This window comes from Mycoplasma anserisalpingitidis, assembly GCF_007859615.1.
GTDB classification, from domain to species: domain Bacteria; phylum Bacillota_I; class Bacilli_A; order Mycoplasmatales; family Metamycoplasmataceae; genus Mycoplasmopsis; species Mycoplasmopsis anserisalpingitidis.
Map to the genome: position 1 here is coordinate 87,886 of NZ_CP042295.1, position 13,560 is coordinate 101,445.

General features: G+C 25.7%; 13 protein-coding genes. 6 read left to right on the forward strand and 7 right to left on the reverse strand.

Annotated features, from left to right (window positions below):
- The first annotated feature begins 61 nt into the window (after positions 1-61).
- Positions 62-529 carry a Holliday junction resolvase RecU gene (recU, locus tag FRW55_RS00435; protein ID WP_237025364.1) on the forward strand — a complete coding sequence of 156 codons (468 nt, stop codon included), beginning with the start codon at positions 62-64 and terminating at the stop codon, positions 527-529.
- Here recU and FRW55_RS00440 read toward each other — a convergent pair whose 3' ends face one another.
- On the reverse strand, positions 530-874 hold the full coding sequence (locus FRW55_RS00440; protein WP_226364430.1) for an HU family DNA-binding protein: 345 nt from the start codon (positions 872-874) through the stop codon (positions 530-532). It abuts the gene before it with no gap.
- Between the two features lie 128 nt (positions 875-1,002).
- Here FRW55_RS00440 and FRW55_RS00445 point away from each other — a divergent pair, with 128 nt between their 5' ends.
- From FRW55_RS00445 to FRW55_RS00460, 5 genes are all read left to right on the forward strand, one after another.
- Positions 1,003-3,570 carry a DNA topoisomerase IV subunit A gene (locus tag FRW55_RS00445; RefSeq protein ID WP_146368270.1) on the forward strand — a complete coding sequence of 856 codons (2,568 nt, stop codon included), beginning with the start codon at positions 1,003-1,005 and terminating at the stop codon, positions 3,568-3,570.
- Complete coding sequence (rlmD, locus tag FRW55_RS00450) at positions 3,560-4,870, forward strand: 23S rRNA (uracil(1939)-C(5))-methyltransferase RlmD (protein ID WP_146368271.1); 1,311 nt, start codon at positions 3,560-3,562, stop codon at positions 4,868-4,870. The genes FRW55_RS00445 and rlmD overlap by 11 nt, the downstream gene beginning before the upstream one ends.
- A gap of 92 nt (positions 4,871-4,962) precedes the next feature.
- A complete protein-coding gene (gene topA / locus FRW55_RS00455) occupies positions 4,963-6,813 on the forward strand; it encodes a type I DNA topoisomerase (RefSeq protein WP_146368272.1) in 1,851 nt (616 codons plus the stop codon).
- Between the two features lie 289 nt (positions 6,814-7,102).
- Positions 7,103-7,270: a hypothetical protein gene (locus FRW55_RS04075; protein WP_162848259.1), complete on the forward strand. Its 168-nt coding sequence runs from the start codon at positions 7,103-7,105 to the stop codon at positions 7,268-7,270.
- An 86-nt stretch (positions 7,271-7,356) separates the two neighbouring features.
- Positions 7,357-7,743, forward strand: a complete 387-nt coding sequence (locus FRW55_RS00460) for a hypothetical protein (RefSeq protein WP_146368273.1) — start codon at positions 7,357-7,359, stop codon at positions 7,741-7,743.
- Positions 7,744-7,776: 33 nt separating this feature from the next.
- Here the strand turns inward: FRW55_RS00460 and FRW55_RS00465 are convergent, their stop codons facing one another.
- From FRW55_RS00465 to FRW55_RS00490, 6 genes are read right to left on the reverse strand one after another with little or no spacing between them, the layout of a single operon-like run.
- A complete protein-coding gene (locus tag FRW55_RS00465) occupies positions 7,777-8,910 on the reverse strand; it encodes an MAG0770 family lipoprotein (protein WP_146368274.1) in 1,134 nt (377 codons plus the stop codon).
- Positions 8,888-9,607 (reverse strand): pseudouridine synthase, encoded by a 720-nt coding sequence (locus tag FRW55_RS00470; RefSeq protein WP_146368275.1) that lies wholly within the window; start codon positions 9,605-9,607, stop codon positions 8,888-8,890. Before FRW55_RS00470 ends, FRW55_RS00465 begins: the two co-directional genes overlap by 23 nt.
- Positions 9,597-10,706 carry a nicotinate-nucleotide adenylyltransferase gene (locus tag FRW55_RS00475; protein ID WP_146368276.1) on the reverse strand — a complete coding sequence of 370 codons (1,110 nt, stop codon included), beginning with the start codon at positions 10,704-10,706 and terminating at the stop codon, positions 9,597-9,599. Before FRW55_RS00475 ends, FRW55_RS00470 begins: the two co-directional genes overlap by 11 nt.
- 45 nt (positions 10,707-10,751) lie before the next feature.
- Positions 10,752-11,993 carry a Y-family DNA polymerase gene (locus FRW55_RS00480; protein ID WP_146368277.1) on the reverse strand — a complete coding sequence of 414 codons (1,242 nt, stop codon included), beginning with the start codon at positions 11,991-11,993 and terminating at the stop codon, positions 10,752-10,754.
- Positions 11,980-12,396 (reverse strand): iron-sulfur cluster assembly scaffold protein, encoded by a 417-nt coding sequence (locus FRW55_RS00485; protein ID WP_162848266.1) that lies wholly within the window; start codon positions 12,394-12,396, stop codon positions 11,980-11,982. The genes FRW55_RS00480 and FRW55_RS00485 overlap by 14 nt, the downstream gene beginning before the upstream one ends.
- Positions 12,386-13,555: an aminotransferase class V-fold PLP-dependent enzyme gene (locus FRW55_RS00490; protein WP_201798412.1), complete on the reverse strand. Its 1,170-nt coding sequence runs from the start codon at positions 13,553-13,555 to the stop codon at positions 12,386-12,388. Before FRW55_RS00490 ends, FRW55_RS00485 begins: the two co-directional genes overlap by 11 nt.
- Between the last annotated feature and the right edge of the window lie 5 nt (positions 13,556-13,560).

A 13,560-nucleotide genomic window follows, 5' to 3' on the forward strand; every position in this document is an offset into this window, starting at 1 on the left:
TATATTACTTTTTTAGTCCACTTTCAGTTCATAATTCATCAAATTTACATATATTATTGAGATGATATTACATAAAAATAGAGGTATGTTTTTAGAAACTGTTTTGAATTTAACATGCAATTTTTATATAAAAAATAATTTAGCACATATTGAAAAGAAGCATGTTGAATTAAAAAATGCAAGTAATAAAAATATTGCAAAGAGTAAATCCACAGTTGATTACTGGGGATGTTTAAAAGGAACTTTTATAGCTTTTGAAGCAAAAAGCACTCATGGAACTCGGATAGAGAAGTCGAATTTTAAGTTACATCAACTTGAATTTTTACTAAAAATAAAGAAATTTGGTGGTATTTCATTTTATGTTCTATATTTTTTTACGGAAAATAAATTTTTGATTGTAGAACCAGAGACAATTGAGAATTTTATGATTGAAGATATTTCAATAACTTATTTGAATATAAAAAAATATTCCAAAGAAGTTGAATTAACTTTCCCAGGAATATTAGATTTTATACCAATAATTAGTTAATTAAAAGTCTACTAATTCACGTAAATATTTAGATGGTTTGTATTTTACAACACGTTTTTCAGGTACAGTAATAACTTCTTTAGTAGGACTAAATGGATTTGTTGTTGTACGTCCACGTTTAATTTGTGTTGTAAATGTTCCTAAATCTGAAAGTTGAACTCTTTCTTCAGCAATTAATTCTTCTTTAAGAACAAAAACGAATGCATCGAAAAATTTATCTACTTCTTTTACAGGAACGTCGCATCTTTCGGCGATTTTGCTAATAAATTCTTTTTTTGTCATAAGTCCCCTTTTCATTATTATTTTACAAAATTTTTTCCTTTTTGTACTAAAAAATAGGTAAATTTAGAAAAATTACACAAAATTTCATTAGTATTTTAAAAAAATCACTTAAAATTTACAAAATTGTGAAAAATTTAACCCAATTTTAAGACATAAAATACTATATAATTAGTAAATAAAAAAGGGTAAAAATGGATAAAAACAGCGTAATTGAAAAAATAATTAATGAATCTTTAGATAAAATAATGGCCGAAAGATTCGGAAGATATTCTAAATATATCATCCAACAAAGAGCATTACCGGATGTAAGAGATGGACTAAAACCTGTTCAAAGAAGGATATTATACTCAATGTACGAATTGGGTCTTTTTCATAATAAACCGTTTAAAAAATCTGCACGTGTAGTAGGAGATGTAATAGGTAGATTTCATCCACATGGTGATAGTTCTGTTTATGAAGCTATCGTTAATATGGCTCAATGATGAAAAAATTCAATGCCTCTTGTGGATATGCATGGGAATGTTGGTTCTATTGATAACGATAGTGCAGCTGCAATGCGTTATACTGAAGCTAGAATGAGCAGAGTTGCAGAGTTAATTTTAGGTGAGCTAAAGAAAAATCCAGTGAATTTTGTGCCTAATTTTGATGATTCTGAATTAGAACCGGCTGTTTTACCTTCTATTTTCCCAAATTTATTAATTAATGGAACAACAGGAATAGCGATTGGTATGGCTACTGAAATGCCGCCGCATAACTTTGAAGAAATAATAGATGCAACTATTGCAAAATTACAAAATCCTAATTTATCTTTTTCACAGTTATGTTCAATTGTTAAAGGACCTGATTTTCCTACTGGTGGAATAATTTATGGGACTAAAGGAATTGAAGAATCTTTCGAAACCGGAAGAACGCTTAAAAATAAAATTCAATTATTTTCAAAATTTGTAATTACAAGCGATAATAAAAATAAATATATAGAAATTACTGAAATTCCATATGGTGTTGTTAAGTCTGATTTAGTTTATTCAATAGATGTTTTGATTTCTCAAAATGAAATGGATGGTGTATTAGAAATAAAAGATCAATCAGATCGTGAAGGTATCAAGATTGTGATTACTTTAGAAAAAGATGCTAATGAAAAAAGTATAATGAGATATCTTTTTTCAAAAACTAAATTACAAATTAATTATAGCTACAATAATATGGTTATAAAAAACAACTCTCCTCAGTTATTAAATTTAAATAATTTAATTACATCGTATGTTGAACATATAAGCGATATTAAAACCAAAACTTTGACCTATGATGTTGAAAAGCATAAACTTAGATTAGAAATTGTTTTAGGATTTCTTAAAGTTACTGAAATAACCGATGAAATTATTGAAGTTATTAGAAAAAGCGAAGGTTCTAAGGCTGGTGTTATCCAAGATTTAATGAATATTTTTGGGTTTACAAAAAACCAAGCTACTGCAATTGCTGAATTAAGACTTTATAAACTTTCAAAAACAGACTATAATGAATTCAAAAATGAAAAAGATTATTTGGAAAGTGAAATTAATTATATTAATTCACTTTTAGAAGATAAAGATAAATTTACTTTCTATTTAATTAATTTATTAAAAGAACTAAGAAATGAATTTCCCTCACCAAGAAGAACTCAAATAGTAGATAGAGAATATAACTTTGACTATGATGAAAAGGACTTAATCAAAGAAGAAATTATTAATGTAGCAATTTCAAAATTTGGTTATATTAAACGTCTTAGTCAAAAAGTTATAGAATCTAATGATTTTTCAACATATGTTTTAAAAGATGAAGATTACTTAACATTTTATAATCAAGTAAATACAATGGATACATTCTTAATATTTACAAATTTTGGTAATTATGCAATAATTCCTATTTACAAAATAGAAGAATGTAAGTGAAAAGATAATGGAATTCATCTTTCGGATTTTGTTGATTTACAAAGCGGTGAAGTTGTAGTTAGTGTTATTGAAGTAAGTGACTGAAATAGCAATTTATTTGTTACTATTGCTACAAGAAATGGTATTGTTAAGAGAACACCTATCAAAGATTTTGAAGTTTCAAGAACAGTTAAAACTTATACAGCCATAAGTATTTCAAATGATGATAGAGTTGTGAATGCTTGTTTAAGTAATGGTTCAAAAGACATCATCTTAGTTTCTAGTTTTGGTTTATGTAATAAATATACTGAAAATGATATAAATATTTACGGAACTAAAGCAAAAGGGATTAAAGGTGCTAATTTGGGAAATAATGATTATATTGTTGCCTTTACAGTTGCTCAAAATAATGATGTTTTAACTCTTTTAACTGAAGATGGAATGATTAAGAAAATTAGAGCTAAAGATATTCTATATGTTTCAAAAAATAATAAAGGTAAACCATTATTTAAAAACAGAAAATTTGAACCTTATATTATCAATGAAATTTATTCAACGAGAGATAGTGATGTTATTCTAGTAAGAGATAAAGAAGGTTTATCGCATTTAGACTCAATTAAACAATATTCTTTCTCAAAAACTGATGATAAATTCTCAAAGATTAAGGTAGAAAATTTTGCTAATGGTGTTATTAAGAAAACTCAAAAAACTATAAAAGATGAAATTAATTTTGAATCAGAAAGTCAAAGTGAAGTGGAAATAATTGAAGATGTAAATAAAAAAATTGATATGTTAGATTCTAATATTGAGGAATTATTAGCTAAGATAGAAAAGACATTAAATGAAAAATAAGTTGGAATTAGGTTCAATAATAGAATTAGAATGTGTTGAAATCACTTATGAAGGACTTGGAAAATGTTTTTATCAAGATAAACCAATATTTGTTTTAGGGTTATTCATAAATGAAAAAGCACTGGTGAAAGTCACCAAAATTCTTTCTAAATATTGTTTTGGATCTATTTATAAATATTTATCTACTTCACATAAAAGAGAAAAAATAGATTTATTTTATACAATTTCAGGATCTGCTCCACTATATGGTTTAGATTATGAAGAACAACTAAAATTAAAAACTGAATTGATAAATAAATTCTTTAATTGAAAATATCCAAATTTATTAGATAAAAAAATCGAAATTGAAAAATCACTTAATAAAACTCATTATCGAAATAAATCGAGATTTGTAGTAAAAAAAGTTAATAATAAAAATTGTTTATTTAGCTATGAATTCAATACAAATAATTTGATAAAAGTCAATGATTGCCCGATAGTTGATAATAAAAACTTATTTAGAAAAATATGTGATATTTTGACAAAGTTAGATAGTTATGAAAAGCTAGATGTTTATGAAATTATTGGAAGAATTTATGATAAAAATAATTATTCTTTAAGGATAAATGTCAATAATGATAGAATCAGTATTTCTGAGCTAAAAAATATTATTAATGATGAAAATGGTCTATTAAAAATTGAAATTAGAGGAAGAAAAAATAATTTATTGTTCTCTAATGAAACTAACTTAGCAAAACCAGTTATATCTTTATATAACAGAAATTTCATTGTTGATATAAATTCATTTTTTCAAATAGATACTCAAACTTTTTCTAAAATAATTGAAGATGTGAATAATTATATTAATTTAAATAATAAGCATTTAATTGATTTGTACTGTGGTGTAGGTACATTAGGGATTTGTTTATACAATGAAAAATTTAGTATTTATGGTATAGAAATTGACAAAATAGCAATCGAAACAGCTGATCAGAATCTCAAAATCAATAATATTCCCTCTGATAAATCTAAATATATTGTTGGAGACGCAAAAAATATCAAAAGAGAAAACTTTGATTTTTCGAAAACAACCTTGATTTTAGATCCACCTAGATCAGGTATTGATAAAGAATTGATAAATAAAATTTTAGAGTGAAAACCACAACAATTGATATATATTTCATGCGATTTTAAGACTCAGCTACGTGATTTGGAATTTTTATTACAAGATTATAAAATAGAATTTTATAAAGGATATGACATATTTGCACAAACAATGCATTTTGAAACAGTTGCGATATTGAATTTAAAAAATAAATAGATCTTAAAAATGGATCTATTTTTCATTTTAACAATTAAGCAAAGCCAATAATATTACTGAATTTTTTAAATTGTGGTATAAATATTAAATATATGAAAACATTAGTTATAGTAGAGTCACCTAATAAGGTAAATACAATTAAAAAAATATTAGGTGAGGATTATATAGTTGAAGCTAGTATTGGTCATATCGCTAAACTAAAGACTAGTGGACAATATGGTTTAGGTATTGATATTGAAAATTGAGAGCCTTCATATTCATTAGAAAAAGGTAAAAAAGAATTAATTAAAAAATTAAAAACTATCGCCAAAAAATGTGACAAAGTTTTTATTGCAACCGACCCTGACCGTGAAGGTGAAGCTATAGGAGAACACTTAGTTGAATACTTGGATGTTAAGGAAAAATACAATAGAATAAAATACAATGAAATTACCAAAAATGCTATTTTAAAGGCTATTGAGAAACCGGGTTTAATTGATTATAACCTTGTTGAAGCACAAAAAGCAAGAAGAATGCTGGATAGAATAATTGGATTTAGACTTAGTTATTTAATTAATCAGAAAATTTCTAATTCACCAACAAAAGCTAGTGCAGGTCGTGTTCAATCAATCGCATTGAAATTAGTTGTTGATCGAGAAAGAGAAATAGAAGCCTTTATACCTGAACAATACTATAAATTAGATGCATTATGCGGTTCAAAAATCGTTGCTGGTTATATCAATACAAACAATCCTAGTGATAAGAGGGATTGAATTTTACCTAATGAAATTGATTTAGTTAAAAAACACTTTGAAAGTGCTAAGAAAATCATAAAAGTTACTGATATTAATGTCGTTGATAAAAAAATGGCATCAGTAACACCATTAAAACAAGCAGCATTATATAAAAAGAGTCCTTATTCTGCTCAAGTAACTCAATCTGCTGCTCAAAAACTTTATGAAGGTTTTGGAGATGGCGGACTTATTTCGTATCCACGTACCGATTCTTCAAGACTAAGCCAAACATTTATCGATAATGCTAAAGTTTATATTAATAACAAATTTGGTAAAGACTATGTGGCTTCAGAAGTTAAAGGTTTTTCTGGTGATCAAGATGCTCATGAGGCCATAAGACCTACTGATGTTTCATTGACACCAGAAAATGCTTTAGCTTTATATCCTGAAATGAGTAAGCAAGAATTTACTATTTATAAGTTAATTTATAAAATAACAATGCAATCTTTAATTTCTCAACCAATTAGAACCATTAAAACTTATACATATGAAAACGACATATACAAATTCAGAAACAGTTTTTCATCTATAAAATTTGATGGTTACTACATTATAGATGATGAAAAGGAAGTTGATTTAAAAGATCCTAATTATGAATTAAACCAAGAAGTTAAAGTAAAGGAATTTAAGTTTAGCGATCATGAAACTAAACCTTCACCTAGATATACTGATGGTTCATTGATTGAGATGTTGGATAAAATTAAAGTTGGTCGTCCATCTACATTCGCTACTACTGTAAAAATAATTAAAGATAGAGAGTATGTCGTTTCGAAGTCTTCTTCATTAGTTCCAACTGTTTTTGGTAAAAATGTTATCGATAAACTTACAGCATCATTCAGTAATATAATTAATGAGGAATATACGGCTAAAGTTGAAGAAGAATTAGATTTAATTGCAGAAGAAAAAGTTTCTAAAGATATAGTAATGAATAACTTTTGAGAAAAATTTAATGACACTTTTGATAAAGCAAAAGATACAATGGAAAAAACTGTTTTAACCCAATTAGCTTTAGAAGAATCATGTCCAGAAGACTCTGGGGTTCTTGTTATAAGAAGAAATAAAAAGAAACAAAAGTTTGTTGGATGTAAAAATTTCCCAAATTGTAAATACACACGGAGTATATCAAACGAAGAACTTAAAAAATTAGAAGAGAACCCAAATGAAGAATAAAAATTATTATCATAAATTTAATTTTTGATTATATATTAATATTGTTATTTCAATTTTGTTAATTATTTTTGTTTGATTTGGTGCTTACAGATCTTTTTCAATCCATAGTTATTGAGTTTTATTAATTTCACTGATTTGCTTAATTTGTTGAATTTGTTTCTTTTTAATATTTTTCTATACCAACAAGAAAATTTTTATAATTTGTTTTAATTACAAGATTATTATTAAAAAATCCAAATTTTTCAAAGGTTTATTATTTATATTCTTTGGTAAAAAAGCCTTATTATTTATGAACGTTTTTAATAAGCAATTATTAAAAATTAATGAAAATAATAAGTTTATTAATTTGATTGAAGAAAATAAACAAATTATTCATATTCTTTATAATGGTAAGAAAGATAATGATTCAAAGATATTAGAGTATTTTATAATTAATAATAATTTTAATTCAATTTAAAAAGTGGAATTTTTGTGAAAAAAATTCTATTTTTTTATATTTATCAGTCTTTTGTTAAATTAAAAGTATAATTAAAAAGAGGCTCTATGAATGAATTAAAAAAAATTGTTGATAATGACAAAGTCAGATCAAAGGTTAATCCAAAAAATCATGTAAGATATTATGTGGTTGTAGATTTTATAAAAACTATTATTGGCGAAAATGAGAATCCTGATATCCATTGACAAATGTTGAAAAAAAGATTAATTTACGAAGAAAGTAAAGTTTTTGATGAAATGGTTTTAATCAAAATAAATGAATTTACTGCCGGTAAATTAACTCCAACACCAAAAAAATATGAAGCCGCTAATATAAAAGCGTTGATAAGAATTGTTATGAGTATGACAACTCATTTTTCTGAAAAAGTTAAAGAATGGATTGTGAATAGTGCCTTTTTATCATATAATAATGAATTAATCAAGAAAAACAGTTAAAAAAAATCACCGTATTGAAAAATTAGGTGATTTTTATTTTGTTTTACTATCCAATAACTCATAAAGTTCTTTGATAGTGTAGTTTAATTGACCCATAATTCCATCGTTTATATTTTTTGTTTCCTTATCAACATCAACTATAAAACTTAAAAATTTATCAAAAGGATATTTACCAGAATTGTTTTTGTTAATTTGTTCGATAGAACTGTTTAACATATCTAAACTGGTTTCAATTGCATTAAATAATTTTTTTAATTCATTATTCGAAATAATAAAATTATGAGTATCTGAATTATTTTTAATTGACTCTACTCACTTATTTAGTCTAAATCTTGCATTTTTTTGATAATCTTCATTTTCGACTGTAATAAATAATCATTCACGAATAATATTTGCTAATGCATGAGTGTGAATTTTTAATAATTCTTGATAATCTTCTTCAGAAGTGCTACCATTTTCAGAATTAAATCCTAAATAAGCTTTGATTAAGTTGTAATTAATATCAATAACGCTTGAGTCATAGTAGTTAGACTTATAAAAAATATTTTTACAATCACAGTCTTCACCTAAAGGGAGGTGTAATACTGAATTTATCGAGTTTTTAATACGATTAATAGTATCTTTTTGACTTTGGCCTGTAAAAAGATTTGCTGAAAGATTTTGTTCTAAGTCGTTAATTAATACCGAATAAGCATCATCGTTGTTTTTTGTTAATAATTGTTTTTCTTCAACTAATTTTTGAACATCATTGTTAATGAAGTTTAATTTACTTATCAAATCGATTAGTTTATTTTCGTTGTCTTCTTTTGCTGGAGACAACAAAATGTCTAATTCGTTAAATTTAGTAATTTCGTCTTTTTTATTAGATAATTCATTTATAAAACTATTTAAGTGATTAGATAATTCAATAGCAATTTGGTTAGGTTGTTTATAAAAGTCATCAATATTATTTAATGGAATAGCTGAATTATTTTTATTGTTTAAGAAATTCTTGAATTCATTATTCTTATTTTTAATTTTATTTAAGTAGTTAGTTATTTTATTTACAAATTCTTTATTTTCTAAATCGGCTTGCTTATCAAAACTAGAACCAAAACAGCTTTGTGTCATTAAAATTAACGGTGAAATAGAAGCGAAAATAAAACTAAATTTTTTTATTTTTTTCATCATTGCGCTCCGTCAAGGCTTTTAACATTTTAACTTCTTTAAAATTTAATTTTCTATATTCACCAACAGGAATTTTTTCGCATGTTATTCCAGCGAATTCAACTCTTTTAAGGTTAATAACTTTTCTTGAAACCGTTTCAAATAATTCTTTAACGTGATGGTAAGTGCCTACTGAAAGTGAAACTAAATATGTTTTTGTATCAAGTTGTTCCACTTTTTGATATGAAGGTTTATTCTTAATTAAAACTGGTTTATTTAATAATTTTAATTGCTCGTTGGTTAGTGGTTCATCCAATCTTGCTCGATATTTTCTTAGTATTTGATATCTTGGGTGAATTAATTTATTGCATAAATCACCATCATTTGTTAAAAGTAAAACACCGGTAGTATCATAATCTAATCTACCAACAGGAAAAATTTTAGCATCAGTATTGATCAAACTTGTTACTATTGTTCTATCGAAATTATCTTTTAATGTACATACAGTTTTAGGAGGTTTGTTTAACACAAAATAAACTTTTTCTTCCCTTTTTATAGGTTTATTATCAACTAATATGTCATCACCAAAAGTAGCCTTATCACCTAAAGTTGCTATCTTACCATTCAATTTGACTCTTCCATCTTTAATTAATTGTTTAGAGTTTCTTCTTGAAGCAATACCAGCCTCAGAAAGTATTTTTTGTAATCTATGCTTCATATTTTTCTACCTCTTTGATGTAATTTAGGTAAATTTGTTCTTGTCAGTCAGAAAATTTCGTCCCTTTTTCTTTCTCAAATAAATATGTTCTCTTGACAACTAAGGCAAATCCTTTATCTAAATCTTGATGAACTATTTCTCTTAATTTTTGAATACCCGGGAATTTTCTTCCCATGCAAATTTTGTCAGAAATATAAAGAATTTTATCCAATGTATTTAATTCTGAAATACCATTTTCATTCATGGTAGTATGTACTCTAATTGCATGAGTAATATCTTCATCATTAATTTTATAAATATGTTTAACTCATAAAGAACCAGCAACCTGGTGAAGTTCATGTTTAGAAAAATCGGTTGAATTGCCTAAAATGCTTTTAATAAATCCTAGTGAATTTTCAGGTTTCCATTCTTTAGCAATATCATGAAAAAGTCCAGCAAAATAAGCTTTTTTAGCATCATAACCACAACTTTTAGCGAGTGAAGCAGCAAACTCTGCGGCCGCAACGGAGTGTTTTGCTCTTTTAGCACTAAGCATATTATGTACTAATTCTTTTGAATATAATTTATTTTCACCAATATAATCGATTACTTTTTCATCAACAACATCTAAAAATCCTTTCTTAAATTCAGTTGAAGAATAATCGTAAATAGGATTTTTTAATAACAAACAATTATATTTTTTAATATTTGTTTTATTAACATTTCTTGTTCTTTTGAACACACAAATTTTGACTAATGAAGCAATTTCATCAATGTCTTTTCATTTGTGTAACAAATTAATGTTGTCGCTTCCAATGATTAAAAACAATTCATCATCTTTATATTTATTTTTTAAATATTTAACTGTATCGATGGTGTAACTCAAATTATTTCTCTTAATTTCAAATTCACAAACCTCTGTTTTGTCTGGTTTTACTAAATTAATCATATTTATTCTGTGCTCTGCAGAAACAATATTTTTACCAGTCTTAAAAGGCGAAATGTATGCAGGAACAAATAACAATTTATCCAAACTTAATTCATTTATTGCTATTTCTGCAATTTTAGTATGACCTTTATGAATTGGGTCGAAACTTCCTCCGTAAATACCTATTTTCATTATTTCTCCTTTTATATTGTACTTTATATTACTGAAATGTAATATTTATTCTTCCAAATCTTCTCCAACAAATTTAAGTTGTTTTCTTGTTCTATTTTTGCTTTTAATCAATTCAGAAGCAGTGAATAAAAATTTTCCCTTTAGTTGATAATTAATGTCATCAACAAATTTATCTATTTCTGATTTTTCTTTATGATCTTTTTCAACTTCAAACAAATTACTTTTTAAAGAAACCTGAAAACTAGGTAGTAAATCATTAGCTCTTAATCTAATTCCGTGTATAGCTTTATCTTCCTTGAAAATTTGATCCAATAATATTAGGGAATTGCTGAATAGTGTTTTGTAATCATTTGTATAATTGAATAATTTTAATGATTTATTAAATCAAATTTTCTTTTCATAACGAAGTCCGACAGTAATATTGTTTGTTACTAAATTTCTATTTTTCATTTTTGATGAAATTTTAGTAGCAAAGTAATCAAGTTTTTTTTCTAGAAGCAATTTATCATCAGTTGTTTCGGAAATATATCTTTCAAAACCAATACCTTTAAATACTTTCTTGAAGCTCTCAATTTGAGTATGCTCAAAACCTTTAATTGAGCTAATTAATTTAAAACCGTTTTGACCAATTACTGATTTTATGAATTGATCTTGTTCATCTAATTCTGCTAAGTCCTTAAAATTATTTATTCCTAATTTTTTAAGTTTTATTTCGGTTTTTTTACCAATTCCAAAAATTTCAGAAATATCTAAGTTATAAAAATGTTTTATTACGTCTTTTTCACCTGTAAATCCAACTCCAAAAGGTTTAACAATATTTGTGGTCATTTTTGCGTAAAAACGAGTATGACTTATTCCGATTGAGATTGGGATTTTAAATTTATTTAAAATTTCCTTTTGAATGCTTTTGGCAAGATTCATGGCATTGATCTTATTGTTAACTAGTTCAGTCATATCAAGATAGACTTCATCAATAGAACCAACATCCATTTTCTTAGTGTAATTATTGTATAAATGCTTGAATATTTCATTACTTAATGCATTAAAAAAATCATATCTAGGTTCAATAATAACTGTTTTAGGTTCTTTTTTGAACGCTAGAGAAACTGAATCGCCAGCTTTTATGCCCTTAGATCTTAATTCATATGAAACTGAACTTATTATTGCCTTGCTTGATTTGGTTGCAATAACAACAGGTTTATCTTTCAATTCTGGAAAAATACTTCTTAATGCACTCACAAAATATGAGTCAAAATCAATGTGAAAAATGAATTTATTTGAGTTCATTTAAAATATATTTTGCTGTTAGTGTAGCACAATCAACTCTGTTTAGATGAGTTTTTACATTATAAAAAGCTCAAAGTTCTTCAAGTTCACTTAATTCTTGTTCATCTAGCTCAATTTCTTGATTAACAAATTTAATAAACTTTTTTAATAAATTTTTTGCTGCTTGATTTTCTTTATCTTTTAGTATTTTTTTAAGAATGTTTGTTGAAGCAACAAAAATTGCGCAGCCGTTTGCGTTGGTATTGATGTTATTTATTTTTTGATCTATTTCAAGTTCGATTTCTAATAAATCAGCGCATGAAGTTGAATAAACTTTTTTATGATTTTCAGTTAAATTATCCTTATGATTATTTATATAGTTATTCATAATTATTTCTCTTGCTTGATTTTGATTAAAATGCATAAAAATCACCCCCATTTTCTATTTCGCATACTAATTTATCGATATCATCAAAATTATTATAAATTCCCAATGAAACCCTAATGTAAGAACGCTCTTTTTTAATATTTCTAACAAATGGTGCACAAAAAATTCCTGCATTAACATAGATGTTTTTTGAACCTAAATAAGTTGCTACATCTTGAGAATTTATATTTTTTACATTAAACAAAGTAATTATCGAACCTTTTTGGGTATGAATTTCAACATTTTTTAATTTAACTAATTTATCATATAAATAATTAGACAATTCTAAAAGTATTTTTTGAATATTATCATATCCAATTTTAAGAAATAGATCTAAAGATTTATTGAACATATAAATTGCAGCAATATTAGGAGTTCCAGGTTCAAATGCTTGAATAGTTTCTTTGGGGATTCAGTTTCCACTTTTGTCTATGTCGTGAACTGATCCACCACCAAAACGAGTAGGTCTAATTTTCTTTAATAAATCTTTTTTTATTGATAACACACCTAGACCAGAAGGTCCTAACAATTTATTAGTACTGAAAGCAATAACATCAGCATAATTTTGGTCAACTTTCTCATGAGTTATCGATTGAGCAGCATCATTGAGAACTATAGCTCCGAATTTTTTAGCCTTTTCGTAAATCTTTTTTATGTCATATTTGATATCAAAATTATTCGTGCTCTGTGACAAACAAATCAATTGAATATTTTCATCAATATTTTCATAAATTTCTTCACTTATGATGAATTCAATATTTCTTGATTTAGCCAACTCAATTCAAGGGAGCATATTGCTTGAATGATTGTAAGCTGAAATTAAAATCTTCTTTTTGGGTTCTAAAATTTGATTAAACATTAAAGCAAAAGTATTAAGTGAATCAGTTGTTCCACTTGTATAAATTATTTGTTCGGGGTCTGAATTAATTAAAATCGCTATTTTTTCTTTGGTTTGCTTATAAATTTGATTAATTTTGTTTCCTAATGGTGTATCGCCGGTTCTTACAGAGATTGATTCATAAGTATAGTACGTATTGATGGCATCAATAGCAGAAATTGGTTTTAAACTTTGAGCAGCATTGTCTAAATAAACAATGTTTTTAAGTATAGGAAATTCACTACGAATTTCATTTTTTAATTTTTCAAAATCGTTCATATATA